Here is a 25,867-nt window from a genome sequence, read left to right as displayed (position 1 = left end):
GATTAAAAAATTGGTTATTGTTTTGCCTTCAATGAGGCCTTAATAGGCAGCTGCGGATTTTTTGCCGGAGCGAAAGAAGCCACAAGGGCTGCAACCTCCGAGGTGATCCTGAAATAGTTCTCGCGCAGTATTTCCTCTTTCTTCCCGCCAAAGTCATAGTAAATGGGCAGCGGCGGATAGTTGTTTTTTTCCTCGTTAATCGCCTCCATATCCAAATTGACCCTGCAGTTGATCGCCGAGGTTTCATATTCACCGTTAAAGTCCGAAACCGCATCACAGGCCAGTACCCCAACAAGTTCACCGGTACGGAGAGAGGCAATCTTTCCTGCAGGAATCAGCGGTTCGAGCCTTTCGCTCAAAGAGAGCGAAGTTTTGGTGCGGTCTATCGACAGACTTTCGCTCTGCTGTTTGACCTTCCCGAACAGCCGTTCCAGCCACTCCAAGGTTTCCTTGTTCCTTACCGCCCCCGAGAGCACATTGCCCACAACAGACGTGATGGTATTGGCCGTATCCTTACCGTACTGCTGCTGGAACTGTGGTATTTCCTGAAGCCCCATCAGAACGGCAACCTTATTGCTCCTGGCGGTAGCGATCAGGTTTTCGATGCGGTGTACGAAAAGTGTAGGCAGCTCGTCAATGATCAGCGCAGATGGTAAATTCCCTTTCGAGTTGATCAGCCTGGTCAGCCTGTTTAAGACCACCGAATAGCAGGCAGAGTTGATGTTCTGGGTGTTGGGATCATTGGCCAGGACAAGCGTCGAGGGTTTTGTGGGATCGCTGATCTTCAGGTCAAAATCATCGCCGGAGAACACCCAAAAGGTTTCCTTGGTGGCAAGGCGCGAGATAAAAATCTTCAACGTCCCGACCTGGCCTTCGAGCTGGTCAAAAGCCTTAGCCTTATAAGCGCTGTAAAACGGAGAAAGCAGGGAAGTGAGTTCCCTATTGGTAAACAGCACCCCGAAAATCTCGTCATAACTACAGTTCAAAAAGGAGAGCACATGCGCAAAGGTCGAGTACCTGCCACCCTCGTGCTGGGCAAAAAAGTAGATACAGGAAGCCAAAAAATTTACCGCACTCTGGGTAAAGAACTGGTCACTGCCACCTGATTTGTCGCCCTTTTTGAGCGCTTCAACCAGTGACTCGGCGGTTTCCGAAGCATCCGCAAGCGTCCGGATATAATCCGGCCGGAGCACGTTCACCCGCCTCGAGCGTTCCATCTGCGTCAGATTGATCACATGGAAATGGTGGTTTTTGCATCTTCCTTTCTTTTTAGCCAGTAAATAGTGGAAATAGGCCACTTCGGCGAGGTCGAAAAATTTAAAATCGTACAGGCAGATGCAAAACTCCTTGGCGGTCAGCTGCCTTATGAACGGCATGACCACGCCAAAAGATTTGCCCGAACCGGGATTGCCGATCAGCAGCGTGCCCCTAAAAACATTTTCTACGTTAATGAACCCCCTGTGAACTTTTCCCCTGAAATAAAAAAGCGAAGGTATGCTCACGCTGCCCTCGCCATCTTTAGCCTTGGTTGCCTGCAAGAAGGATTCCCCTTCCACGTTCCATTTATCCTTGCCAAGCTTACTTTTGATGACCTTGGAAATATTGTCCAGTGAAACATGCACGAGTAAGGTTCCCAGAAAAGCGGTGAAAACATAGCCGATATTGTTCCAGGTTGTCAGTGGCAAAATCTCCTTTCCCTTCGGAGAAAGAAAATAGATACTGCCAAAAAGAGACACAAGCCCCAGTAGCAATGGAAAGATCACAGCTTTTCTGATGTCGATGTCCTTCTTTTTACGGCTGAGGGTACCGATGGAGGTCAGGCACAACAATACCAGCAGAAAACACCTGCTAAAAAAGGGATCTGCGTACATCGGAAGCCTGGTGAGCTTGGAGAAAAACCGCACAAACCCAATCCGCTCTGCGCGAGGAAAACCGGTCAGCTTTTCGCCATAGGCAAAGACCAGGATATCAAGAAATAAGGAGAAGTAGACAAAAAACTGGAGAAAGCGGTGAAAGCGCTGCTGTTCCCTTGTTTCCTCCATCGCTAAAAAGTATCGGCCCTGAGCACATCCTTGTAGGGGATCTGAAGAACTAGGTTACGCCCGGAGATCTGTTTTTCCTTTAGGGAAATATTGAGCAGCTTGTTCTCCGGATAGGTCATTTTTTTCAGTACGTAGATATTGCGATAGCTCTTTTTAAAACTATCCTTAGCATACAGCTGCCAAACCGGATTGAGTGATACCGATTGCACATTGGTAGCCTTGGTAATTTTTCTGTCATCGATAGAGAAAGAAAGCGCATCAATATCAAAGGGCAAATTGGTATTGTTCTGGAGTTTAAGGTCGAAAAAGATATAATCCCCTAGGGTATAGATCTGCTTTAGGGACATCGACACCCCATATTTTTCTTCCTCCCTTAAAAAATTGCTGCTATGTTCGCGCAGTAGTGAGAACGCATGCTTTTTGAGATCGGCAATTGGGATATCCACTCCCGCGGATATTGGCCTACAATCTGTTGGACTTATGTCCACTAGCACAGGGTGTACAGCGCTCTCCCAAGGCGGCAGAAAATAGATCCTGTACTGGGCGATAAATGTCTCGCCTACAACGGTCACAATGCCTACATCAGCATTGTTCACCAACTTTGAAGATGAATCAGAAGAAATCTTTAATCGTAAAATATTAGAAAGTGGCAGGTCCCCTTTGAGTGCCGGTGTTGAGATATCCACATAGGAAATATTTTCTGGAGATATAAAGTGGAGGGTTGCATTTCTTGAAATACCGACCAATGGCAGCCTGTCATCAAAATTTTTTTTAAGTTCTTGCGCTGTTGCAATGCGGCATAACAGAAAGTTTAGAACAATCAGCAGAAAGTTTTTCATCATTATTGATATTGGTTTTGTTTATTTTTGAGTTCATTGGGGTCTATCAGATAGACCAGGGTATTGTATTTGAGCTTTGACTTGTTCGAGCGGATCAGTTTGTTTACCGCAGTAGTTGTCGATTGGAACATCTTGCCCAATATGCCCATCACCAGTTGGTTATTGTTTTCCGACTGTTCAAGGCTGAACCCCGAAATAGAAGAGCCGCCAAGGTCACGCGTAAACTCCCTGAAGGCAGATGAGGGTACATAAATGCCCGGCATCGCATCGTTATCGTAGATGTCCAGTTTTACCGGAAGGATTTCACCGTCAGAAAACACGCTACTGATACTAAGCAGTACGCGCTGGCCCGAAAATCCCGAAATCACCGCATAGAGAAACGTACCCTTTTTTACCATATGGCTTCCGATGAGCATATCATCCAGCAGCCTGATGCGGAGCCTTGAGCTCGCATAGCCCGTAATATCCTGGTCAATGACCGCAGATAAGGGACTGCCCTGTTTTTCCGGCATCACCGTATTGAAGCTCCCGTCGAATCCCTCAGCTTTTCTCACGGGCAGAACCTTTTCTTGAGGACCAGATGCTTTGAGCGATGCAAGACGCTGCCTTTCCCTGGATGCCTTTAGCTCGGGATTATTGGCCTTGCCCATGCTGTCGACCAGGGCCATCTGCTGTCGAAATAGCTGCATCGGATCTGTTTGTACAGGCTGGCTCTGGCGTTCAGACTTAATTGAAGATTGCGGTGTTTTGAGCTTGGAAAGCGCAAGCGCCAATGCCTTGTCCTGTTCCAGTTTTGAGTAGCCTGGCCTCGCTTCAAGGCCAGATGTTACTGAGCGTCCCTTCACGGAAGAGAACCTATGCTTCATGGCCTCATCGATGGAGTCCAGCATACGTTTTTCCCGTTCGTTGTACAGGCTGCCGGGCGTAGTCACCGTGAGATTTTCTTCCTCGATCCCCCGCGCAGCGGTATAGCCATCACCTTTTTTGAACTTATCCCGGAAAGCATCGAGCTTATCGCTAAGCCCTGACTGCTCCACCTTATCGGAAACCCTGGAAATCTGCGTCTGAAGCGAATCCCCGCCCGGAGCCTTCGCCGTTTCCTTGCCCGGACCGGATTTATAGGCATAAAAAAGTAAACATATAAAAGGCATCAGCACTAGCGGCAATACATACCTTGGTTTTTTAAAATCAATCTGCATATCATTTTTTGCTAGAAGTTAATTGCCTGATCTCGCTCAGCATCTGAGCAAAGCGGAGACTGTCCTGTGGCGTGAGATTTTCTTTTTTAGAAAGTGACTGTAATTCTGCCTGCAGGGCCATAACCCTTTGCAGCTTATCAATGGTCAGACCGATGCCGGCCGTAGGATCGCCGGTAGCTTTCATTGGTGAGGTTACACTTTTGGTATAGACCGGATCTTCCAGTCGCATGATACTGAAGCATAGGATTAGAGAACTTGCCATCAGAAACACCATCAGCGTATATATCTTTTTTGGGTGCCGCTGGCAAAATCCTCTGAAACGAAATCCAGCGGTCTGAATTTTTGAGCCAAAAAGCTCCATGACCGCCACGCCCAAACCGGGCTGGTCTTTAGAACGAATTTTTCTGAACATTTTCTTTGTCTTTATTTTCAAGTGTTTTCCATCTGGTGATCAGTACCGCGTGCGGATTGTTTTCTGAGCGCTGTTCCAAATCCTGCAGGTAGCCTTCGGTCACCAGCGAGCGGGTGACAACAGAGCTTCTCCGGTCTATCTTTTGTGTACCGTAATAGCGGAAATATTTTTTGTGCTCATCTAAGAAAATGGAATCGGTGCGGATGGTCAGCACGGCAGAAGAGGATAGAATGGAGCTGAAAAAATTGCGTTCTTTCAAATTCGCATACTGCATCGCACCACTCTCATCAACCAGGTACATGGCCTGCTTCATCTGGTACTCGATGAACTTCTCATCGGGCGTCAGTGAAAAGAAGAGCGAATGGAACCTTGCGATATCTGCCCTGTATTCCGCGGCACGGTTCACAAGGATATCAGTCTGTTTGGCCATAATCGGCACCTGTCCATCGGAGAGGATATAAATGCTTTTTCTGGCCTGGGAAAACTGCTCGGATGCAAAAAACAATGCAGTGGCGCTGATCGTAAACGACAACAGAAAGCTGGCAAAGCAGAGAAAGCTCGCCAGGCGGATCTTGGATTCAATGTTTTTTATGATCATCGACTATCCTCCCCCCATTGCACCAGCGGCCATTCTTCCCATTGTCGATGCGCCTCGGCCCATTGAGCTTGCGGCAGAGCTGATTCCAGAAGTCGAAACGATCCACGTTGAAATGCTCGGCACGGTCAGCATGGTGAGCGCGCCTATCACAAAAGTGCCTACCACAATACCGAAGGACAATAAACCATTGCCTGCAAATACACTGAGTTTTTCCATGTCAGCACCCGCGGTGCCCACAAGTTCCTGATAGCGGGTAATCTCAGCTTCCATGGCATAATGCTGAAACAGTGAGGCCACGTACATCACCAGATAGGCTATGCCCGAATAAAGGTTTACCGAGATAAATCGCGCTATCCAAGTGGTAAACGAATCCCTAAAGGCAGGCAAAATACTAACCGCAACAGAAAAAGGGCCCAGTATGATCAGTATCGTAGAGAAGATAATCTGGATGATAAATATTACATAAACCGCAATCCTCAATATCCATATCGCGAGTGTTTCCACAAGGGAAGTAGCCAGTAATTGCAGGCCGACCTGAAGCCGGTTGCGCATTTCTACAATCGGGTTCCAGACCTCGCTAAAGCTTTCCTTGACCGATGATTTTACAGACTCCCACGCATTTTCATACCAGGTGTCGGCTTCCTGCTTGGCCGTTTCGGTCTGCGCCTGAACGGTCAACAACTGGTCTGCGAGTTCCACCATCAGTTTTGCCCTTTGGATGCGAAGGTCATTGACCACCGTCTGGCTGCCATCGAACATCGCCTCGGTTTTCGCAGCAACCAGATCGGTCGGATAGGCAACCACCCGGGTAAACGTCGGCCACCATAGGATGACCATCACAAGCGCAAAAGGGCGGAGCAACGGCATCACCTCCAGTCGCTTATCGCCAGAGATCATCTCATAGCTTTTGATGGCAAAAAAAATGAGCATAAAAATGGCACATAAAGCCTGGGCATCGGCGATGAACGCATCGTAATGCGTCCATATCGTGTTTTTCATTTCCTTTAAAAAGTGCATCGTTCCTTCCTCGTAGACCCCGTTACCCTGCAGAAAATTAAAGGTATCCCGAAACGAATCGGGAACGGATACGGGAGCAGACTGCACAAAAAAGCCGGCGGTGCCGGCAAATAATCTATTGAACATAACAGCTTAAAATTTATAGTTTGGAAGCGCGAAGAATTTCATCGGCAATCTGCTTATCGGTCTTTTTACCGGATCCTTTGCTTATCGGGATATCCTTCTTCTTGACCGCATCGTTTTTATCGCGGAGCGAAAGGTATAGTTTGGCCTTTTGTTTTTTGTCCTCCCAGGTGGCCCTTAGTTTTCGGTATTCATCCAGCATCCGGTGGTAGGCCAAAATCCTGGAACCCCGGTCCATATCGGTATTTCTTGCGGCTTGGAGCCTTTCGAGCAGCGCATGCGATTCCTCTACGAACCAGCCATAAGCGCCCGAAGAGACCAGATAATCCCTTTCCTTTGCGCTCAGCCCAGCCAAAATATTAGAATCATCCCCTGAAATCAGTTCTTCAAATTCCCTGCTGTAAAATAGCATCCAAAGCGGATCAACAGCGGAAACCGCACCGGAATAATTCAGCATCTCGGTCGTTGCCAGTCCGCGGATGGTATCGGCATGAAGTTTATAGGCATTATCGGTGGATTGCATAGCAGCAGCCAAAGCCAGCCGCTGGGTTTGAGGGCCAATCGGGCCTAGTGGGCGCAGATCGGTCTTGGGATAGTTGGGATGCAGTGCCCAGGTGATCCAGTATTCGGGATTGAGGTATAAAAACCCCGGAGTTGGCGTAAACAGATCAGCATCCCACTGCTTGAAGACCATGCGTTCCTGCTGGTGGGTAATATGCTTGTCCCGGATTTTCTTTTGGGAAAATACCGGAACGGCTAAAGGCAGGACTGCCAGTAGCATCAATAATTTTTTCATAAAATCTAAGGTTTTAAAAGATTGTACTTTCTGATGATCTCATCCACCAGCCACTTATCCTGGTTCATGTAAGAGCGAAAAGGATTTGCTGTCTTTAGCAGTCCGTTTACCCTTGCCCAGTACATCGATTTTTTCATGCTGAATACCAGTGCCCGCATCACGCGGAGTTCAAGGGCAATTTTCTTGAGCAATCCGTCCCGCTTTTCAAAATCCATCAATACGTTTTCACCCTCTTTGAGCACGAAGGAAGAAACCTCCATGGCAAGCCTAACGCCCCTACTTTTAAGTTGCCTGGATACATCTTCCGCAAACAGCAACAGTGCCGGGTCATCCTTCGCCATTTCTACCAGTTCGGTGCTTTCGCTGTAAATATCCGTACAGATTTCCCCAATCTGCCTTACCGCAATGGCATGGCGGAGTGCGCCGTCCACCTGCGAGAGCGAATTTAAAATCATATGCTGCACAAGCACCACCGAAGACAGGTTGACATTAATATCGTTCAGCCTGTTGTTGATCGTGTTCAGATAAGAATTGTGGGTGTTTTCCGCGGCCAGTCTTACCGCACCGTTCTCGTTTACGATATCAAAATGGTTTCGGTCAAAGACTACGCGCTGGGCATAAACGGAAGAACCAATTAAAATCAGAAAGAATAAAAATAAATGTTTCATTGGCCAAGCTGTTTTGTACGTTCAATGATCCTGTCTATAATCGCCCTGTCCTGATTGATGAAGCCCGAAAAGGGATTGAGTGCATCTGCAGCCTTTTTTCGGCTCGCATAACCCAAAGTGGCGGCAAGCCCTTTGGACGCACCTGCGATAGCACGAAGTTCAGTAACAACGAAAAAGAACAGCATTTTCCTGTCGGCAGGCTTCATCTGGTTCAGGTCGCCCGCCACCAAAGCCAAACCGTAGAGATAGTTCAGCAGCCTATAGGCTCGGTCCCCGATGTCCGCTTCTGTCTCAATCGCCAAAGGCAGGAACAAAGGCTCCGAGCTGCAAATATTAAAAATGATGGCCTGTTGAGCTATAATATCAGAAACAATCGGATAGGCCTCAATGCCAATCTGCGCGGCGGAAATCGCCAGGCCCAAAGTCTTGAACCTACTTTGGATGTCCCTGTATTTTTCCTTTAGCCTGGTGAGCGAAGTCTTGTTTACCGATTCGTTGGTGCTAGCTAGTCCCTGATTGTTCCTGGCATCGGATTGCTTTTCATGCTCGGATTTGCTTTCGGCCACCAGCTGGTGGAGCAGCTCGACATTCAGCTGGGCAGATGCATAAGAATAACACCACAAAAACCCAAAAATCAACAAAACCCGCTTCATGGCTTCAACATTTTCATGTTCCTGATGATATCGTCCGCAATGCGCTTATCGATATTGATGAAGCCTGAGTAGGGATTGAGCGAATTCCAGAAGCCACGCTGCTGCGCCCAGTACATGCAGCGGTACATCCCGTAAGCCACCCCTCGCAAAATCGTCAGCTCGTTTACGATGCGGTTCAGCAGTTTTGCCCGCTCACCGGAGTCCATCAGCGCATCCTTGCCCTCCTTTAGTACAAACGAGCTGACCTCGACGGCAAGGTTTGTCGCCCTGGATTTGAACTCCCTCGCGCCACCTTCGGCAAACAGCAATAGCGCCGGATTTTGCTGGGCAATGACAATGGCCTTGTTGACATCAACCACAATGTCCTCGGAAATTTCATAGATATCATGAACGGCAAGCAAAGAGCGCATGATACCCGAAACCTCCGAGAGCCCTCGGTAAATAGTTGCCTGAAGGTCGTTTACAATTACAAGCTGTCCGGTTACGGCCAGTTGCCCGCGCTGGATGAGCGTTAGGTTATCGTTGGTCTTATTCAACTGGCCATTGATCACCGAAGAGTGGACAGCCATGGCGCCAGCAGTGGTGGGATCCACATAAATCTGCGCACGGCAAAGCCCCTGCGCCAAAAATAGCGCTAAAAAAATAATCAGTCTGTACATATTTTTAGTTGTTAATTTGCTGTGAATTGACCTGCGAGACAAAGGCCGAAAGGCTTAAACCTGAAGACTTAAGGTCATCTACCATGGCCGATATACCGTCAAAGTAATTGCCGAATTTGGCCACATAAGTTTCAAGTGCATTTTTTTCGGGCTTCTCAGTGGTAAATGCCAAATGATGGTGCATGCTCACTTCTACGCCATAAACTTCGCCCACAGTGCCCCTTCTGATATAGAATTCATTGAACCTGGATCGGCCCTCCCGGTTGTCAAGTCTGTTAATGGTCAGTATCTTTTTTAGTTCGATATCATTTATCGATAACAACTCAGCTACCTTTTTTAAATCGGCTTCTTTTTGCTGGAGCAGGATAACCGTATCGGAGTTGTTGATAATACTGTCCTTAATGATCGGGTTTCCCATGATGTCGCCCACTTCCTGGGTAACCTCGATGATCTCTCCCCAGAATTTCCTGACCGTTTTGTTCAGGTACAATAAAAAGTGGCTCATTAGCGGAGAAGAAATCGCACGCCAGGCTTCTTCCAGAATCAGAGCCTTGCGGCGTGAGGTCCGGTGCCGCATCTTCTGGATGAATAGATCCATGATGATCAGCGTAACTATCGGAAAGAGCACCTTGTTTTCCTGCACGGCATCAATTTCATAAACAATAAAGGGTTCGCTGAACAGGGATTGGTCGGCGGCTTCATTCAGGATGGTATCAAATTCTCCGCCCAGATAGAATTTTTTAAGCACAAAACGGAACTCCTCCAAATCAAATGGAATCTGTTCCTGCTCCTTGATTGCCGGAATCTTCCGCAGTGCAAATTCATAAAAGGAATTGAAATCCAGTTTTTCGATGCTCGGGAGGGAAAGCCCAAAGTAATCGCCATAATAGGCAGAAACAACCTGGGCAATCACGTCACGCTCAATAGAGCTCACGCTACCATCAGCCCCTTTCCAGAGCAGAGAAATCAGCGTAATCAAAAAATCCTTTTTTTCGATATTGTATTCCGATTCATCAATCGCAAAGGGATTCATGGTAATCGGCTTTTCCTCAGAATAGGTGATGTACTTTCCGCCATAGGTACCACATAGGCCAGAATAGGAATGACCAACATCCACGATCACCACATCCATATTATAGCCCAGATACTGTTGCACGATATTGTTCACACAATAACTTTTGCCCGTGCCAGAGCCCCCTAGGATAAAACGGTTCCTGTTTTTTAGCCGGCCCGTCTGCATGGGAAGATCAGATATATCAATGGCAACGGGCGTACCCTGCCTATCGGTGAAATACAGCAGGAAATCCGAGGGGTCATCTACAATAAGGGATTCCTTAAAGAAAAAACACAGCGCGGCATCGGCGGTGGTCAAAAACCAATCATATTTTTTTAGTTCGATACCATTGCCCGGCAGTGCGCAGCGGAAAAGTTCAAGCTGGTTGTAGGCATTCCGCGAAGGGATAATGCCCTGCTGAAAAAGCGAAGCTTCAATAAAATTGACCGCCTTGCCGATCTTATCCCTTTCGGCACAGACCATAATCGAATAATGCGCATTGACCAGCAATTGGTTTTCCCTTGCCACGTCCGACAGCAAACGGTCTATATCCTCCACGCACAACAGATTGGCGGGATCTGGAATACCGGAATGCCTTTTGCGCTTCAGGGTGAGTTTCTGTAGGGTTACACTTTGTGCAGGTATCTCGATCAGCTGGTTATAGACCATGCAGCTGTAACCCGGCACGCCAAATAGGAAAGACAGGTTATCTGCCGGGAAATCTTTCAGCCCCTTGATGTCCTGCCTAAAAGTATATGGGCTAACTTTCTCCGGCAGGTCAATGGTGTCGGTATTGATCAGGCTAATACACCGCACAGCCTTTGGGCCGATAAAGATTTCCTCCTCGGTACAGCGTAGGTTATCCAGCGCCAAGCCTGAACCTGAAAAATCCATCCCCAAAATCCTGGTCACATAATGGTTGATCTCCGTCTCAGAGAGATGAGATGGACCTAGTCCCGCGCCGGAAAAGAGGTCAAAAAGCTTTTCGATGCCTTGAGCAAAATCCACCAGCACCTTTCTGTCATAGGTATAGAACGCTTTTCGTTTGACCTGCCGGGTGATGGTGATATACGTGAGCAGCTTGGTGTATGCCCGCCCTGAAAAATGTTCATGGTATTTCTGTTGCAGAAAACCTTTTTCAGCCCTGCCTTGGTATGCCTTTCGCACAAAAACATCCTGCTTTTGGATGAGGTAGCCCTCGCCCAGAATCTTAATGGCATTGAGCAGGATGTTCTGAAATCCCAAATAACTTTCCTCATCGGCGCAGTACTGAAGAACCGGATTTTTTACCTGCATCACAACAGAGAAATCACCGCCCGTCCCATACAGTAGCACAAGCTGGCCAAAATGGTCGATACCTGCAAATGGCAGTTCAAATGCTGTTTTCTTTTGTTTTTGCATGGAAAATAGAAATTTTGAGTCTTACTGGATGAATATAAATGCCCTGGTTGCGCGTCTTGTTATGCAGACCGTTCTTCTGTTTTTGGAAGGTATAAAAGAGCCCGCCCACAACCCCCAAAACGCTAACAAAGCCACCTGCATACATGCCAAAAATAGCGCCCGATAGGCCGCCAAAAACCAGGGATGCCCCCAAAGAGCCAATGCCGTAATAAATGAATTTGCCTTTGAACCCCCTGTAAACAAGGGGCATGTCAAGCCCCTTGTAAATGGAAAACGATAGCATCAGACCCCAAAGAAAGCTTTGATGAATACCGAAACCAGCACCAGGAAAAGACAGGAACCACCCCATCCCATGATATCCTTATTGATATCCTGGTCTCCGGAGTTCCACTTGATGTAAACGCGCACGCCACCAATAATGCCGACCACGGCACCAATGGCAAGCGTGAGGGTCGCAATCGGATCCACGTAGCTGGTAAGCGAAGAGGTTGCGGCATTGATACCGGTCGTACCGCCGGCCACTTGTGCAAAAGAATGCCCCGCTAAGATCATAGCGAGGCCAATAGAAAACAGTTTTTTCTGTTTTGCTGTCATAAAAAATAAGGATTATAAAGAATAAAAAATAAGGATCAAAGGCCGAAAAGCCCTCTCAAGAATGTGCCGACCAGCGCGAGAAAAAGGCACGAAAAAAACCAGGCCATTACCTGTGCATCAATATGATGCTTTCCGGACTGCCAGTTGGTATATACCCGCAGGCCACCCAACAGACCTGCAATAGCGCCAAGCACAAGTACCAGGTCAGAAAGCGAAAAGTACCAGCGGCGGACCTCTGAGGAAGCCTGATAAAAATCCGAGATGCCCGGTTGGCCATAGCCGAAAAACGGAAGCAATAGGCTCAAGCATAGAAAAACAAATCGTTTGAAACTTCGCATAACATGATACTAATAGGAAATGGCCTTGGTGTATTCGATGAGGTCATTCTTGGCAAGCTCAAAAAGCTGTTTCAAGCTAGCCGCTCCGCTGGAAATTATCCCAGCAGAAGCAAAAGGGTTACCGTTCAGATTCGAGCTTGTTACCTCTGCAGAAGCGCTCGCACTAGGCCCAGCCTCTTTTGCCGGGATGATCAGCTCGGGCTCATCTTCGGTAAAATGCAATACCCCATCATCCAAAGCAGCGTTTTCCGGTCGCTCCTTGGCATTCAAAAGGTCAAAAACAAGGTTCAGCCCATAATAGGCAAAATAGATCCCCATGAGGATCATCAAAAATTCAGTCCAGTTCATTGTCGTTCTTTTTTAATAGTTCTTTTACATGGGCCTTGAGCCAGTGGTTCTCGTTCAGGAATTTGGAGAAGGCAAATACAATTACCTTGGTCATATCGATATCCCTGGTAAACTTTAGCTGCTTTAAGAGTTTCATGCTCGCGGGATCCAGCCTGATCACAATTTTCTGTGTACCTTCCATCCTGAAGGCAGATAGTTCCTCAAAAAACTCATAGATTTTTAGCTGTGAAACATCCGCTGAAACCACTTTGCCTTTAGCAGCAGATTTGGCAACAACAGGTACAGCGGGCTTCTCCAAAACAGGAACGGCTTCGCTTTCTGCCTTTATCCGTTCCCTGATCTCATCGGCAATGGATCTAATTTTGCTCACCCTGATTTCCCTTTCATGATGTAGGATTCAAAAACCAGATCCAGAATGGGAATGACCACAGGCAATACGGCAAGTGGAATATGAGAGGTGGTCAACCGCTGAAAATCTATCCGGTCAGGAATGGCTGGCGAAACGCTCCCAAATTTTCTCAGCGCATTGTCGACTTCCAGTTTTGTCTCGTACTTCACCGTGGTTTTGATGCGGTTGGGAATAAACAGTCGGCTCGCCACCATATTCAGTTTCGAGCAAACCATCGCAAATAGCAGCGTAGAATCCACCGAAAATTCATCATAGTTGAACGGGCATAAAATCAGGTCGGCAGAGAGGATTGCAGGGATCAGCCCATCGTCATCCATCTTTCCCGGCATGTCAATAATAACCAGCTCCTCTGTATTGGATTTCAGTGTGCTGAACACGGCGGGATAGATTTTCAGGTCACATGGGATGACCTCGTATAAGCCTTCATTTTCAGGCACCTTTGATTTTTCCGCCTTTGCAGAAATCGAGGCCTGATAATCCATATCCAGGACCGTTACTTTTTTCTTCCGGACCAGAGAGAGATAATTGGCCAGTAGTAGCGTCAGGGTACTTTTTCCCGCACCGCCCTTTTGGTTTCCAAGTAAAATGACCATAATAATATCGGTTAATAAATAAAGCAGGCCAGCGGGAAATAGAGAGAAATCATCAGAACCGAACTCAATAGCCCCTTTCCAAAAAATCAATGGTCCTAAAAATATCCAAGGCTACCTGCGGAACGATTGCATTGCCGAAAGCCCTTACGCTTTCTTCCCGCCACTTCGAAAAGGTAATTCCGTCCAGTCCACCGGAAATCCCATCATCTCCGCCACAAAACGCGGATTGAGTTGGCCAGTTTTCCCAGCTAGGAATGCTGAATCCCCCTGTTTGGGAAGCGCCTGGTGCAGTCTGCCCAGGAAAGAAGCTGGCGACCCTCCCGATTTCTTCCGACCATGTTTCGATGATCCCATTATCGTAAGGTAGACCAGAAAATCCGTCAGCGAAATCTGCCCGCCATTTCCGTTTTCGTTCCTGCGCGACTTCAGCGGCATCCCCGCCCTGGCAGTTTTGATGGTCGCCTTGATGGAGGTTATCTCCGAAGCCGTCGGCGTGGGCAATAAACCAGACCCGGTTTCTTGCGTGCGGGGCACCAATACCAGCAGCCGGAATACACAGAATGACTGGTGTGCCGTCTTTAAGTTCTGGTAATAGGTATCCTGCTGCACGGATTTCTGAGATGATACTGGCGATGACCCTCCGCTGGAGTCGGATGATCGTGCGGCTTGGAACCTGGTCGTAATCTTCACAAAAAAGCTCGATCTCTTGGATTTCCATCTTAGATAGACTACCGGGCTCGAGAATGCTGAACAGTCCAGATACGTTTTCAAGAACAATCCACTTGGGCCTTGCCTCCTTAATAATTCTGATAGTCTGCGGGAAGAGATAGCGGTCATCCTGCGTGCCCTTTCTCCGCCCGGACTGGCTAAAGGGCTGGCATGGGAATCCTCCGGAGATGATGTCGATAGCCCCGAGATACTCAGTTGCACTGAATTGAAAGATGTCGTCATAGTGGACAGTGTTTGGCCAGTAATATTGAAGTAATTGTCTGCAGAAGGGATGTTTCTCGCAGGAGAAAACATTCTGCCAGCCCACCCAGCTGGCGGCAATGTCAAAGCCGCCGATACCGCTGAACAGGCTACCGTGTTTTAGCATAGGCAATCGGTTTAAAGGTGAATGGAAATTGATTTAAAAATTAGAAAGGCAAACAAGAACTTAGGGTAAACATACGTCCAGAAGGACATCAATGAAATGCGCCATCAAGAACACCAAAGCCCAAAAACACTCCAAACAAAGGAATGCTACCTGGTATTCGTGCGCGCTTTTCTTTTGCGCTGCCGGTTCCTGCCTAGAATAGCCTCATCGTCAATATCGTCACTGATATCAATCGAAAAGGCATCGAGCAATGGCAAAAAGGAAATCTCCAGATCCGTGTCCTCCGCAAGAGAAGCTTGCTGTTCAGGTTCGATATGAATACTCGAAAACGCAACGGAAATATCTTCCTCCAAACTTCGGGCTGCCATTTCACTGCGCTCGGTAAGTGAGCCGTTTTTCTGAACGTTGGCAAACTGGAGCGAATCCTTAAGCTTTCGGTCAAAACCAAAAAGCTCATCGAAAACCGTTTCACCGCTCTGCTTAAAGGCAAGTCTGTCAAACTGGCCCATCTTCTTGGAATGCTCAATGTTTTTTCCCCTGGAGGTATTTTGCGGAGAAAGCTTGATCCTATTGGTCGCGTCCTTTCGGCTGACGATAACCTGGATATGCATCTGCTCCCCATCTTTTCGCTCACCACGTTTGCGCTCCCCTTGTTTAACCTCCCGGTCGGTAAAAGTATAATACCTGAAATCTTCAAGTTTTCCGAACCAAAGCAAATCCTGCTGAGACGAAATTCCTGCCCGTTTAAAGTTTTTGGCATATTCATCCATTACCCTTGCGGTAAATTCCTTTAGCTTCTCTCGTGCACCATCACGTCCAAATTTTTCCATCAAAAAGGCAATCTCCTTTTGGCTCGGACTGATGTTGATCAAAAAAAACTTGGGATCGTTTCGCCCGAGCTTCGCCACATTGCCATCTATCCGGCTCATCACCTCGAAAGGTGAGATATCAGAGCGCAGGGCATTGAACCAAAATTCCTGTTGCTGTTTCTTTGGAATCCGGTTTTCTTTTTCGAGATAATGCACAAGCATCGCACTGCTGCCTTTGTTCTCAGCTTCTTTTTTATCGGTAATGTTAATGAACATAATCTTCTATTAAAGCAATCTGACCTGATCTTTGAATTTATTGCCGAGTTCCTGTCTGTCTTTTGCTGAAGCCCTCATCCCCAATGATTCCCTTGCTGAAATATATTCCTCCAGCAGAAACAAAAACTGGGCTTTAAGCACATCGGCATCCTTTGTCTTTTTGACAAGAAGTGCAACACTTTTTTCCATTTCCGCCATGGCCAAAACATGCGACTTTTGACCGCTGAGAACCAATGCATTATGCTTTAGGATTTCAGAATTAAAACGTTCAATGATGTCCCGCTGTGACCTGGAAACCTTATCGACCTCCACTTTTATCGGAACTAGAAGCATATTTTCCTGCGCACGGATAAAGCCGATATACTGCTGATGGTTTTTGACCAGCGTATTTTTCAGCAGATCATCGTTTAGATCGGTCGGATCTTTTTTGGTCTTATAAAAATAGTCCACCATCTGCGCGAACAGCAACCGTTTTGTTCGGCCAAGCTTCCTGGCAATCTTCTCGAACTTCTCGTCCAGGGCCACCGAAAATCTTACCGACCTGATATTGACATCTTTCATCCAAATTCCAAAAAAACTAGCTCAAATAAATCAAGGGAACGCCAAAGGTTCCCCTTTTCTCCCCGCATGGGCGCAATAGCGCGGACAAGTATCCCCGGAGGATACTTGGAACCCCCACGGCAGCGCCGTGGGCAAGCAAAGTAGGGCTCTGCCCAACTTCGGCTTGCTCCATTTAGAAAAAAATGGACATTCCTGCATAGTCCGAGTTCCCCTCACAGCGAATAGAAAATTAAAACGGCAAATGAAGAATATAGTAATTGTGTAAAGCCAGATGTGGTGTAAATCAAGACGGAGGAACCAAAACAATTAGCCAAAGCCCCCTGCATAAAAATCTAGATATCTTGGCATGTCGGAATATCTGCCAATAACAGGGTATTCAGATATCAGCGGTAATCTAGTCATCCGCAAATGGCTAAATATCTCAAGATGTCGCAATAGACGAATATACCCAGACATACCCCAATATCCAGAGCTATAGACCTATGCGCATATCTGGATATACCACTAACGAGAACCCCCAACTTTATTGCCCCCTAAACAAAGACCTGCAAAATCTTTTTCACCAAGTCGCAGATGCTGGAGGTCGGCCATCAGCTTTTCATTGTAATCCTTAAACCCTGAGTAAATACCGGAACAATCTTTTGCCATGGGCAATGCTTCTTTAAAATCCAGGGTAGCTTTTAATCCAGCCTTATCTCTGTCGAAATAGGCTTCAATGTATTCAAATTTTCTGGCCCTGTTGATCCCGGCTGGCAAAAGAGAAAGGGAATTTAAAACCACTACGCTTGGCGAGCAGTCTTCGTTTTCATATTTCCAGCTGAGGTAATCCATATAGCCCTCAAAAATAACCAGCTCATCTTCATTGCCCTCAATAAAAGATAACCCCTTGTGACCAAGACACCCTTGAAAATATTTGTTGCGGACTTCCCAGCCGCCGTTTTCATTCTGCCAGCCGGCGGCAAAGAAGTTTTTCTGCACGCCCTTATCGTCACGCACAAAATAATAAAGTTCATGAATATGCCCATCGGCCATGCCCCAAATTCCCCTGTTCTGCAGATAACTGGTAATGGCAGTATTTGTCCCCAATGGTTTTATCGCTTCGATCTTATAATTGGGGAGCTTTATAAAAAGCCGTTTTCGCTCCTGGTTTTTCATAGAAATTTCATCGCTTAATTGAACGTTGTTTCCCATCACCTTTTTTATCTTGTAGAGCGCATCAACATAAGAAATAGGGTGCCAGTAGGAAATGGCCAGATCGATCAGATTACCGCCCCGGATACCGGATGCATTTGGACCGCCGTGGTCGAACCAGACCGAAAGCCCCTCATTTACGCAGAGCGAAGCAGTACGTTCTTCGCGCAGCATACTTAGGTAAAAATGTTCATTGCCGGATCGCTTAACCGGCCGGTAGCCTAGCCGTTCAAGGAAGTCCGTGATAGAGGTTTCCGATAGCAGTTTACTGGCGTCTATATATGTTGCCATAGATAATAGATTACGTCTATACAAATGCAAAAGGGGGCAAATGCCCCCTTCAAGCTGACCCTAAAAAGCGTGGTATCAATCCGCTAAAGATGGCCTCTATGTTAATCGGAACTACCCACGTCGGATTCTACAATCCGGAACCTCGTCTGCCAATGCGCTTTCGGCTCGGGGCTTCCACCTCCGCCTTCGCAAAATTTCCGCCCAAAAAGCGGATAATGTTTCGTTCCCAGATGTCAAAGACCTAACAGATACTGGGAGCAAAATTCTCAAACGCGGAGAGCTGGGATTGACAACATTTTTATAGTGTCAACGATTTTTATCCGGATCGCCATCCGTTTTTTTCTTGGGGCCAAAGGGTTTGTACCTGTCCTTTTCGGTAATGCGCCGAACGATCTCAGCCCTCATGGCATCGAGATAGGAAGTGTGGCTGGTCGATTTCCGCCTTGAAATCTCGACAAACCGGCGATAGACAACCCCCAAATGAACATTAAAGGCATCCTCCAATGCAGAAATTATATCCGTGATATCCGCTTTTCCAAAATCTACCGAGTTCATAAAATAGATACCATAGGCCAGTTCCACGAGCTTGATCTTCTCGTCCGTCCAAGTCCGTTTCCTGCCCGATCGGAGCTCACCTAAAATCGTGCTCACGTCGGTTGCATAGGTAGCACGCAGGCGGATCACAAGAAATTCCTGAAGTTTTTCATAAGCTAGAATCTTGGAAAAAGTATAATCGTGATTGGTCGAGAAATTGGGAAACACAGCCCCCGGCGAATCCAGCGCCGGCTGAAAGAATGATCGTAGAAAGAAGTCCGCATCCCTTGAAGTCTCCCCTTCCAGAAAATAGTGGTAAATAAACCCGTTCTGATCGAAATAGCGCTTGATAAAAGAGAGTTCTTGAAGATAATAGTCCCTTGCCATATGCTCGGTACCGATGGCAAGACCTTTCGAGATCGTATGGCGTTCCACCAGAAAAATATACCAGTGGTAAAACCTGGGCTTTACATGCTTAAAAAAATAGATCTCCTCTCCCTCATCGGCAAAACCGCTTTCCAAAATATGCCCATGAAGGAGATGCATATAGGAAGAGACAATCCCCAGAGCATTTGAAAATAAATCCGGAAAGGGATCTACCTCAGAGAGTTCAGATTCCAGCCTTGAGTATATTTCATCTATATAGATCTTGTCCATTACTTGATAGATTAGGGTTAAACTTGAATGGCAGCAAGTTTAAAACATCAAGTAACAGACAGTCTTGAATTAGCAAAAAAAATAAAAAGCAGTAAAAATGGAGATGCTTTAGGCTAAAAACCCTCGCTGAAAAATTCTTCCAAAGTCATATCGAAAACAGAGACAATTTGCAGTAGACTGGTATAGCGGAGATCTTTGCCGGTTTCGAATCTACCCCATTGAGATCTGTCGATATCATGCTCGTAAGCAAACTTGTCATAGTTCGTATAGCCTTTTGAAACGCGAAGTGAGCGAACCCTTTCGCCAAGTTTCTTGAGGTATTCTTCTGGCGGAAGAGCATGTTTTTTGTTAGACAAATCGATTCCTCTGGGCATGGTTCAAAGTAAATCAACAGCCCGTATATAAACCACTGTATTAATACCACTTGTATATATACGATTTTATTCCAATGTTTTTATCTTTGGGTTAAAATATTTATATCCGAATTGAAAGAATTAATCGATAAACAGATCCTGCAACTGGATCTAAGCGAATCACTGAAAACAATCTTTAGAGAAAACGGCTTTATTTTTCTAAGGGAATTATTGGACCGGGAGCCAGAAGAGCTTATGGATATCTCGGGGCTGACCATAAAGGACATTTTTGAGTATAAGAAATTCCTGATCGAGAATAGCCTGCAGGGACAGCAGAAAGGTTTTTGAAATCAGCTAACCGATATTCCCTGAAGCTTTGCCAGGTAATCAAGAAAGAACAGTATAACTTGTTCCACATGGATCATAGAATTTAGAAAAATGCCAGAATATTTTGCGAAAAAATAAATAGTTGTTGACAAGCATCAAATTATTTGAAATCATCGAAAAAAAATCACGTTAGTTTATAGCCTGAAACCCGCTTTTGGACTGTCATATAAATTAGACGCTGAGCAAAAAGATAATCGTTAGTATAACACGTATAAATACGCTTTCTCGGGTAGTTTTCCAAGATTTTAAGGCTACAATACTGTCATTAAAACTGATACAAAAAACGTGGCCTATTCAGATATAGACTTTTCGTAATTAGGCTTTAAGAGCTTTAGGGGGTTTATTTTAAGCTTTCTTTCTAAGAAATTTATTTTATTATTGCTGAACAAATTTTCTAAATTAGATAAGTTTGGTTTCGATGGCAGACCGAACGGTTTTTTTTGCATGGTCATTTATAGTACACATAAAGATGAAGAGTTATACGCCCTGTTGAAGCAGGGTGATAAGAACGCCTTTATGGAAATCTTTGAACGCTACTACAACCTTTTGATCATCTATGCCGACAAACGCCTGAAGAACCGTCCGGAGGCAGAAGACGTTGTCCATGAGGTCTACACGAGCCTTTGGACCAGAAGATCCGAAGTCAATATCCAGACTTCACTGGCCAGCTATTTATACCAATCGGTAAGATATCAGTTGCTGAATATATTCGCCCATCAAAAGATTGAAGGCAAATACCTTAAGTCCTTACAAGATCATGTCGCTAATTTCAGCGACCAGGCCGATTACCGCGTCCGCGAAAAAGATATCATGGAGCTTATCAATCGCCAGGTCGATCTTTTGCCAACAAAAATGAGAGATGTTTTTCTACTGTCTCGAAGAGAAAACCTCACCCACCGCGAAATAGCGGAAGTGCTCGGTACAACGGAAGAAAACGTGGCCCGCCACATCACCCGCGCCTTAAAAATCCTGCGCACAAAGCTTGGATTGTTCCTTTACTATTACATGCTTTTCAGGTTTAGATAGACCGGCTTTCAGAAGCCATTCAAATGCCATATTCAGCTAAAACAGCCAGAAAGATTTGGACATTTGAAATTTTGATGCTATTTTAAACTACTGATTGACAGTGTGTTGAAAAATAATTGATTTTTTTTGTACAGTAACGGCCTCGAAGTTTTACACGGTTATAATTACAATAGAAAATTAAGTTCATATTCTATTTATAGCTTATGAAAGACTCGTTAAAAATAATAAAGGATTATAGGCAGGGAAAAGCATCCCAAAAAGAAGAAGAGTTACTTGATCTATGGATTCATGACATGGAGGACAATTCCCCCGTGGCTTTGACCGAGGCCGAACATGAAGAGATGAAGCGCAAAGGCCGGGCACAGATCAGGTCTTTTTTGGAAGAAAAGAATGGCGTCAAATACTGGGTTAGATTCGCGGTAGCGGCCACAATCGCCCTGGCCATTATGATCGGCAAATATTTTTACCATCCGGTAGAAAAACAGTCAGACCAGGCTTTCATAGCAAGCGATGTGGAACCCGGCAGAACGGCGGCTACCCTGACACTTTCAGATGGCAAAAAACTCTATCTGGCAGACTTGGCTAGTGGAAAAATTGCCGAGGAATCAGGCGTAAAGATTGTAAAAAACGAGAAAGGCGAGCTGATCTATTCTATAATCGACACCAAGGATCAAACGGTTAGAATGCAGACCTTAACAACATACACAGGGGAAACCCAGATAGTGGCACTGCCAGATGGCAGCAAGGTATGGCTCAACGCCGCTTCTTCGATAAAATATCCTTCCTCGTTCGCGGCCGCCCCGAGACGCAGGGTAGAATTAGCCGGCGAGGCCTACTTTGAAATTGCCAAAGACCGCGACCATCCCTTCGTCGTGGAAACAGGCAATCAGGAAGTCGAGGTATTGGGTACGCATTTCAACATCAACGCCTATACAGATGAACCCGGCATAGCCACCACCCTGCTCGAAGGATCTGTCAGGGTTTCAAAGGCAGGCAGTTCACAGACCATCGTCCCTGGACAGCAGGCATTGAATACGCAAACCGATTTCAAAGTCTCTAAAGTCAATACAGAAAACATTGTAGACTGGAAAGATGGTGAATTCAATCTGGACGAAGTGGACTTTAGGGTTGCTATGCGCAAGATCGCAAGATGGTACGGCGTCGAGCTCGTTTATGATAAATCCGTCCCGGAGCATATTGAGGCATACGGCTGGATCTCGAGATCAAGCAAGCTGTCGGCAGTGCTGAAACTGATCGAAAACTCAGGTCTGGTCAAGTTCAGGATCGAAGGAAAGAAACTCTACATATCCAATTAAAATATTCATCCACCTACACAAAAACAAACTAACAGAACATTAACCAAAGAACCAAAAGGATGAAAAAAGTTTTACGACCCTAGGGCAAGGCCTTAAAAAAACAACCAGCTCTGGTGAGAGAACTGGTTGAGGTTTGGCATCAGCCAACATTAAAAATATTAAACTGTTAAATCGCAGTATCCTGTTCCGTGGAAAGAGTGAGGATCCTGCCAAAAACCAAACGCTAAACAAATGTATCAATTTATTGAAGGAATTGGTATACCTAAAAAGGTATTCCACAAAATCTGGCTTATCATGCGTCTAACCACCGTACTGTTGATAGCCTGCCTGATGCAGGTCAGTGCTGCAGGGCTCGCACAAAGGATCACGCTAAACCAGCGAAACGTCCCGTTAAATAATGTTCTAAAAGAAATCAGAAAACAGAGCGGTTTCGACCTGTTTTCCGATGGAAAGGATTTTCCGAAAAACCATAAAGTAACTGTTGCTCTAAACAACGCCACAGTTGAAGAGGCTTTACAACAAGCCTTGAATGGATTAGATTATACCTACAAGATTGAGGGTAATAGTATTGCCATAAAACCTAAAGAAGATATAAACTTTCTAGGTCGCCTCATCGATAAACTTCAGGAGATTACCGTGACAGGGAAAGTAACAGATGAAAATGGGCAGGCTTTGGGTGGGGCGTCGATCACTTTGAAATCCTCTGGCAAAGGTGTAAATGCCAAAGCTGACGGAACTTTCGAAATAGGTGGTATTGAAGAGGGAGCTATATTGTTAGTTAAGTTTTTGGGCTATGAAACGCAGGAAATTACTGCCGCAAAATTCATTGGAGTAGTCAAGTTAAAGGTTTCCGAAAATTCCTTGGATCAGGTGGTTGTAAGAGCATACGATCAAACAAGCCAAAGATTGTCGACTGGAAATATTACAACTATTACTTCAAAAGAGATTGAAAACAAGCCTGTGACAAATCCATTATTAGCTCTTCAAGGGGAGGTTCCTGGAATTACTGTTAGCCAGGCCACAGGATTTTCTAAGAGTGGAATAACTGTTCAGATTCAAGGTCCTAACAGCATGAGGAATGCAAATACTCCTTTTTTTGTGGTTGATGGTGTGCCTTTTCTGAGCCAAGATATAATATCATCTCAGAATACTTCTATTCTGGGTTTATCTGGTAATAATGGTGAGCCCCGTGTTGGAGCTGGAAATCCTCTTAATTATTTAAACCCGCAAGATATTGAGAGTATAAGTGTTCTCAAAGACGCAGAAGCAACTGCGATTTATGGATCTCAAGCTGCAAATGGAGCCATTATTATTACAACAAAAAAAGGAAAACCTGGAATCAGTAAGGTTTCGATAAATCTGCAACAAGGTATATCCCAAAATACAAGGTATCTAGATCTTATGGGACGTGATGAGTATCTGAAAATGCGGAGATGGGCTTATTTTAATACAGATGGTCTTACGGAAAATTCTCCAGAATTTGCAAACCAATACGATCTAAATGGTGCATGGGATAATAATAGAGAAACTGATTGGCAGAAAGTATTATTGGGGGGAACGGCGAAATATTCAAATTTTCAAGGTTCAGTCTCTGGTGGAACAAACTTAAGCCAATATTTAATAAGCGCGAACTACAACAGACAGACAACAGTCTTCCCAACAAATTTAGCTGATCAAAATGGCTCACTCTTAATGAATTTAAACCATTCTAGCCCAAATGAGCGTTTCAAGGCTCAATTTTCTTTATCTTACACTCTTAATTTCAATGAGTTACCGGGTACTGATTTAACTTACTTTGCTATGAAATTAGCACCAGTGGCTCCAAATCTCTATAATGCCGATGGTACCTTGAATTGGCAATTCGATTCAAATAACAAGACAACTTGGGCTAACCCTTTGGGCGGCGCTTTCAGCACAATAAGGCAAAACAGGGTCACCAATTTAATTGCATCTATGAACTTAGGATATCAGTTTTCTAAGCAATTAAATCTTAGTTCAAGGTTTGGATATACTAATCAGCAAAGCAATGAGGTTTTCTCATTACCCACTAGTGCGTATTCTCCTACTGATGTCTTAAATGGTGTCCAGCCGCTTTCAATATTTTCGGATGGCAACCAAAGACTATGGATTGTAGAACCTCAATTAAGTTATGCAAATGCTATCGGTCGTGGAAAAATCAATGCCTTTATCGCAGGAACTGTGAGAAGAAACTATTTGAATACCAAAAGTTTATATGGACTTGGTTATAGTAGCGACCAACTTCTTTCCTCCATTTCATCTGCATCGACAATTTTTTCATTACCCACCCAAATTACTCAATATCGATATGCTGCCTTGTTTGGGCAACTGGGGTACAATCTTGATGACAAATATCTATTTCAAGCAAACTTCAGAAGAGATGGAACTTCCCGTTTTGGTAGTAATAATAAATACCATAATTTTTGGAGTATTTCAGGAGGTTGGATTTTTTCAGAAGAAAAACTGATTAAGAATAATATTAAATTTTTAAGCTTTGGTAAAATCAATCTTAGCTATGGAGCAACAGGATCTGATGGAATACCAGATTATGCTTATTTGAATTTGTATAGACCACAAAATTCGAGTGCATCCTACCAACAAGTAACTACATATGCCCCTAGTGGTTTACCGAACCCCAATTTACAGTGGGAGGAGACTAAAAAATTAAATTTGGGATTAAGTTTAGGCTTTATAAACGACCGAATTCTACTAACTTCAAATCTTTACCGAAGTCGTTCATCAAATCAGCTGCTAGCTTATAGTCTACCAAGTTCAACTGGTTTTACGAGTTATTTAGCAAACTTTCCAGCAACCGTACAAAATAGTGGAGCTGAATTTACTTTAAATACTAAGCCGGTCACAACAACAGATTTTGAATGGTCTAGTAATTTCAACATCACTTTCGTCAAAAACAAGTTAGTTAGTTTTCCTGATATCACATCATCTCCATATCAATATAGTTATGTGATTGGCAAGTCAATAAATGCACTTCCCGTTTATAGAAATGCAGGAGTAAATCCACAGACCGGCCTATACCAATTCTATAAGGCAGATGGAACGATAACAAGTAATCCTGATTATACTACAGATAGAATTTTTATTGATCGGTTACCTAAATTTAATGGTGGTTGGAGTAATTCTGTTCGATATAAGAATTTGACCCTCGATTTTCTTTTTCAATTTATCAAACAGGTTAAAGAAAATACCTTATTAACAGGTACAGGCGTTTTTGCAGGAGGCATAAATAATCAGCCATCTGGTTTTGACTATTGGAAACAACAAGGTGACGTAAAAAGCGTACAGAAATTAAATGCCGTTCCTAATTTTGATTATTTTGATCCATGGTCGAATGCAATTTCTAGTGATTTGGTAATTCAGGATGCCTCTTTCATCCGCCTTAAAAATGTAGCAATATCTTATAAAATTCCAAAATTATTGGTTAGTAAAGTTGGTGTTCAAAATGCAACTATAATCTATAGTGTACAAAACGTTTTGACATTTACTAAATACACAGGTTTGGATCCTGAAAGTGGTAATGGCGTTCTTCCGCCTTTACGGACAATGATTTTAGGTCTTCGCATTGATTTATAATTATAACTATAGAGTATT

27 protein-coding genes are annotated in these 25,867 nt (G+C 45.0%); 4 read left to right on the top strand and 23 right to left on the bottom strand.

The window, feature by feature from the left end:
• Positions 1-14: 14 nt before the first annotated feature.
• The 23 genes from DF947_RS06265 to DF947_RS06155 form a co-directional block, all read right to left on the bottom strand.
• On the bottom strand, positions 15-2,042 hold the full coding sequence (locus tag DF947_RS06265) for a type IV secretory system conjugative DNA transfer family protein (protein ID WP_109928845.1): 2,028 nt from the start codon (positions 2,040-2,042) through the stop codon (positions 15-17).
• 2 nt (positions 2,043-2,044) lie between these two features.
• Positions 2,045-2,884 carry a DUF4138 domain-containing protein gene (locus tag DF947_RS06260; protein WP_109928844.1) on the bottom strand — a complete coding sequence of 280 codons (840 nt, stop codon included), beginning with the start codon at positions 2,882-2,884 and terminating at the stop codon, positions 2,045-2,047.
• A complete protein-coding gene (locus tag DF947_RS06255; RefSeq protein ID WP_109928843.1) occupies positions 2,884-4,080 on the bottom strand; it encodes a conjugative transposon protein TraM in 1,197 nt (398 codons plus the stop codon). The genes DF947_RS06260 and DF947_RS06255 overlap by 1 nt, the downstream gene beginning before the upstream one ends.
• A 1-nt stretch (position 4,081) precedes the next feature.
• Positions 4,082-4,492, bottom strand: coding sequence for a hypothetical protein (locus DF947_RS06250; RefSeq protein WP_109928842.1), 411 nt, complete (start codon positions 4,490-4,492; stop codon positions 4,082-4,084).
• Positions 4,470-5,090: a conjugative transposon protein TraK gene (gene traK / locus DF947_RS06245; RefSeq protein ID WP_109928841.1), complete on the bottom strand. Its 621-nt coding sequence runs from the start codon at positions 5,088-5,090 to the stop codon at positions 4,470-4,472. Before traK ends, DF947_RS06250 begins: the two co-directional genes overlap by 23 nt.
• Before the next feature lie 3 nt (positions 5,091-5,093).
• Entirely contained in the window at positions 5,094-6,233 is a 1,140-nt protein-coding gene (locus DF947_RS06240; protein ID WP_109928840.1) for a plasmid transfer protein, read from the bottom strand.
• Between the two features lie 13 nt (positions 6,234-6,246).
• The gene (locus tag DF947_RS06235; RefSeq protein WP_109928839.1) at positions 6,247-7,026 is read right to left on the bottom strand and encodes a hypothetical protein; all 780 of its coding nucleotides are present in this window, start codon (positions 7,024-7,026) and stop codon (positions 6,247-6,249) included.
• A 5-nt stretch (positions 7,027-7,031) separates the two neighbouring features.
• Positions 7,032-7,694: a hypothetical protein gene (locus DF947_RS06230; RefSeq protein WP_109928838.1), complete on the bottom strand. Its 663-nt coding sequence runs from the start codon at positions 7,692-7,694 to the stop codon at positions 7,032-7,034.
• Positions 7,691-8,347 (bottom strand): hypothetical protein, encoded by a 657-nt coding sequence (locus DF947_RS06225; RefSeq protein WP_109928837.1) that lies wholly within the window; start codon positions 8,345-8,347, stop codon positions 7,691-7,693. Before DF947_RS06225 ends, DF947_RS06230 begins: the two co-directional genes overlap by 4 nt.
• Positions 8,344-9,006: a hypothetical protein gene (locus DF947_RS06220; RefSeq protein ID WP_109928836.1), complete on the bottom strand. Its 663-nt coding sequence runs from the start codon at positions 9,004-9,006 to the stop codon at positions 8,344-8,346. Before DF947_RS06220 ends, DF947_RS06225 begins: the two co-directional genes overlap by 4 nt.
• 4 nt (positions 9,007-9,010) lie before the next feature.
• Positions 9,011-11,461: a TraG family conjugative transposon ATPase gene (locus DF947_RS06215; RefSeq protein ID WP_109928835.1), complete on the bottom strand. Its 2,451-nt coding sequence runs from the start codon at positions 11,459-11,461 to the stop codon at positions 9,011-9,013.
• Positions 11,433-11,810 carry a DUF4133 domain-containing protein gene (locus DF947_RS06210; protein WP_240615325.1) on the bottom strand — a complete coding sequence of 126 codons (378 nt, stop codon included), beginning with the start codon at positions 11,808-11,810 and terminating at the stop codon, positions 11,433-11,435. The genes DF947_RS06215 and DF947_RS06210 overlap by 29 nt, the downstream gene beginning before the upstream one ends.
• Positions 11,744-12,055: a DUF4134 domain-containing protein gene (locus DF947_RS06205; protein WP_109928833.1), complete on the bottom strand. Its 312-nt coding sequence runs from the start codon at positions 12,053-12,055 to the stop codon at positions 11,744-11,746. Before DF947_RS06205 ends, DF947_RS06210 begins: the two co-directional genes overlap by 67 nt.
• 35 nt (positions 12,056-12,090) lie before the next feature.
• Positions 12,091-12,393 carry a DUF4134 domain-containing protein gene (locus DF947_RS06200; protein ID WP_109928832.1) on the bottom strand — a complete coding sequence of 101 codons (303 nt, stop codon included), beginning with the start codon at positions 12,391-12,393 and terminating at the stop codon, positions 12,091-12,093.
• Positions 12,394-12,402: 9 nt separating this feature from the next.
• On the bottom strand, positions 12,403-12,741 hold the full coding sequence (locus tag DF947_RS06195; RefSeq protein ID WP_146202879.1) for a hypothetical protein: 339 nt from the start codon (positions 12,739-12,741) through the stop codon (positions 12,403-12,405).
• Positions 12,728-13,111 carry a hypothetical protein gene (locus DF947_RS06190; protein WP_109928830.1) on the bottom strand — a complete coding sequence of 128 codons (384 nt, stop codon included), beginning with the start codon at positions 13,109-13,111 and terminating at the stop codon, positions 12,728-12,730. Before DF947_RS06190 ends, DF947_RS06195 begins: the two co-directional genes overlap by 14 nt.
• Complete coding sequence (locus tag DF947_RS06185) at positions 13,108-13,833, bottom strand: ParA family protein (protein WP_240615324.1); 726 nt, start codon at positions 13,831-13,833, stop codon at positions 13,108-13,110. Before DF947_RS06185 ends, DF947_RS06190 begins: the two co-directional genes overlap by 4 nt.
• Complete coding sequence (locus tag DF947_RS06180; RefSeq protein WP_109928829.1) at positions 13,808-14,839, bottom strand: DNA cytosine methyltransferase; 1,032 nt, start codon at positions 14,837-14,839, stop codon at positions 13,808-13,810. Before DF947_RS06180 ends, DF947_RS06185 begins: the two co-directional genes overlap by 26 nt.
• Positions 14,840-14,985: 146 nt before the next feature.
• Positions 14,986-15,924 (bottom strand): DUF5712 family protein, encoded by a 939-nt coding sequence (locus DF947_RS06175; RefSeq protein WP_109928828.1) that lies wholly within the window; start codon positions 15,922-15,924, stop codon positions 14,986-14,988.
• A 9-nt stretch (positions 15,925-15,933) separates the two neighbouring features.
• Positions 15,934-16,485: a BfmA/BtgA family mobilization protein gene (locus DF947_RS06170; RefSeq protein ID WP_109928827.1), complete on the bottom strand. Its 552-nt coding sequence runs from the start codon at positions 16,483-16,485 to the stop codon at positions 15,934-15,936.
• Between the two features lie 504 nt (positions 16,486-16,989).
• Complete coding sequence (locus tag DF947_RS06165; protein WP_109928826.1) at positions 16,990-17,967, bottom strand: toprim domain-containing protein; 978 nt, start codon at positions 17,965-17,967, stop codon at positions 16,990-16,992.
• 306 nt (positions 17,968-18,273) lie between these two features.
• Positions 18,274-19,158: an RteC domain-containing protein gene (locus DF947_RS06160; RefSeq protein ID WP_109928825.1), complete on the bottom strand. Its 885-nt coding sequence runs from the start codon at positions 19,156-19,158 to the stop codon at positions 18,274-18,276.
• A gap of 113 nt (positions 19,159-19,271) precedes the next feature.
• Entirely contained in the window at positions 19,272-19,532 is a 261-nt protein-coding gene (locus tag DF947_RS06155) for a helix-turn-helix domain-containing protein (protein ID WP_205940748.1), read from the bottom strand.
• A 111-nt stretch (positions 19,533-19,643) separates the two neighbouring features.
• Between DF947_RS06155 and DF947_RS06150 the strand changes: the two genes are divergently transcribed.
• The 4 genes from DF947_RS06150 (at position 19,644) to DF947_RS06135 (ending at position 25,849) form a co-directional block, all read left to right on the top strand.
• Positions 19,644-19,859: a hypothetical protein gene (locus DF947_RS06150; protein WP_109928824.1), complete on the top strand. Its 216-nt coding sequence runs from the start codon at positions 19,644-19,646 to the stop codon at positions 19,857-19,859.
• A 417-nt stretch (positions 19,860-20,276) separates the two neighbouring features.
• Positions 20,277-20,924, top strand: a complete 648-nt coding sequence (locus DF947_RS06145; RefSeq protein WP_146202878.1) for an RNA polymerase sigma factor — start codon at positions 20,277-20,279, stop codon at positions 20,922-20,924.
• A 203-nt stretch (positions 20,925-21,127) separates the two neighbouring features.
• On the top strand, positions 21,128-22,240 hold the full coding sequence (locus DF947_RS06140; RefSeq protein ID WP_109928822.1) for a FecR family protein: 1,113 nt from the start codon (positions 21,128-21,130) through the stop codon (positions 22,238-22,240).
• Positions 22,241-22,471: 231 nt separating this feature from the next.
• Positions 22,472-25,849, top strand: coding sequence for a SusC/RagA family TonB-linked outer membrane protein (locus DF947_RS06135; RefSeq protein ID WP_109928821.1), 3,378 nt, complete (start codon positions 22,472-22,474; stop codon positions 25,847-25,849).
• The last annotated feature ends 18 nt before the right edge of the window (positions 25,850-25,867 follow it).

Origin of the sequence: Pedobacter paludis (genome assembly GCF_003173575.1) — a bacterium.
Classification (GTDB): Bacteria; Bacteroidota; Bacteroidia; order Sphingobacteriales; family Sphingobacteriaceae; genus Pedobacter; species Pedobacter paludis.
The sequence above is the reverse complement of the archived record's forward strand: the minus strand, read 5'-3'. Positions and strand labels throughout refer to the sequence as shown.

Coding starts and splice junctions, on each gene's coding strand:
- DF947_RS06265 (WP_109928845.1), bottom strand. CDS start 2,042: ATGGAGGAAACAAGGGAACAGCAGCGCTTTCACCGCTTTCTCCAGTTT.
- DF947_RS06260 (WP_109928844.1), bottom strand. CDS start 2,884: ATGATGAAAAACTTTCTGCTGATTGTTCTAAACTTTCTGTTATGCCGC.
- DF947_RS06255 (WP_109928843.1), bottom strand. CDS start 4,080: ATGCAGATTGATTTTAAAAAACCAAGGTATGTATTGCCGCTAGTGCTG.
- DF947_RS06250 (WP_109928842.1), bottom strand. CDS start 4,492: ATGTTCAGAAAAATTCGTTCTAAAGACCAGCCCGGTTTGGGCGTGGCG.
- traK (WP_109928841.1), bottom strand. CDS start 5,090: ATGATCATAAAAAACATTGAATCCAAGATCCGCCTGGCGAGCTTTCTC.
- DF947_RS06240 (WP_109928840.1), bottom strand. CDS start 6,233: ATGTTCAATAGATTATTTGCCGGCACCGCCGGCTTTTTTGTGCAGTCT.
- DF947_RS06235 (WP_109928839.1), bottom strand. CDS start 7,026: ATGAAAAAATTATTGATGCTACTGGCAGTCCTGCCTTTAGCCGTTCCG.
- DF947_RS06230 (WP_109928838.1), bottom strand. CDS start 7,694: ATGAAACATTTATTTTTATTCTTTCTGATTTTAATTGGTTCTTCCGTT.
- DF947_RS06225 (WP_109928837.1), bottom strand. CDS start 8,347: ATGAAGCGGGTTTTGTTGATTTTTGGGTTTTTGTGGTGTTATTCTTAT.
- DF947_RS06220 (WP_109928836.1), bottom strand. CDS start 9,006: ATGTACAGACTGATTATTTTTTTAGCGCTATTTTTGGCGCAGGGGCTT.
- DF947_RS06215 (WP_109928835.1), bottom strand. CDS start 11,461: ATGCAAAAACAAAAGAAAACAGCATTTGAACTGCCATTTGCAGGTATC.
- DF947_RS06210 (WP_240615325.1), bottom strand. CDS start 11,810: ATGGGGTGGTTCCTGTCTTTTCCTGGTGCTGGTTTCGGTATTCATCAA.
- DF947_RS06205 (WP_109928833.1), bottom strand. CDS start 12,055: ATGACAGCAAAACAGAAAAAACTGTTTTCTATTGGCCTCGCTATGATC.
- DF947_RS06200 (WP_109928832.1), bottom strand. CDS start 12,393: ATGCGAAGTTTCAAACGATTTGTTTTTCTATGCTTGAGCCTATTGCTT.
- DF947_RS06195 (WP_146202879.1), bottom strand. CDS start 12,741: ATGAACTGGACTGAATTTTTGATGATCCTCATGGGGATCTATTTTGCC.
- DF947_RS06180 (WP_109928829.1), bottom strand. CDS start 14,839: ATGCTAAAACACGGTAGCCTGTTCAGCGGTATCGGCGGCTTTGACATT.
- DF947_RS06175 (WP_109928828.1), bottom strand. CDS start 15,924: ATGTTCATTAACATTACCGATAAAAAAGAAGCTGAGAACAAAGGCAGC.
- DF947_RS06170 (WP_109928827.1), bottom strand. CDS start 16,485: ATGAAAGATGTCAATATCAGGTCGGTAAGATTTTCGGTGGCCCTGGAC.
- DF947_RS06165 (WP_109928826.1), bottom strand. CDS start 17,967: ATGGCAACATATATAGACGCCAGTAAACTGCTATCGGAAACCTCTATC.
- DF947_RS06160 (WP_109928825.1), bottom strand. CDS start 19,158: ATGGACAAGATCTATATAGATGAAATATACTCAAGGCTGGAATCTGAA.
- DF947_RS06155 (WP_205940748.1), bottom strand. CDS start 19,532: ATGCCCAGAGGAATCGATTTGTCTAACAAAAAACATGCTCTTCCGCCA.
- DF947_RS06140 (WP_109928822.1), top strand. CDS start 21,128: ATGAAAGACTCGTTAAAAATAATAAAGGATTATAGGCAGGGAAAAGCA.
- DF947_RS06135 (WP_109928821.1), top strand. CDS start 22,472: ATGTATCAATTTATTGAAGGAATTGGTATACCTAAAAAGGTATTCCAC.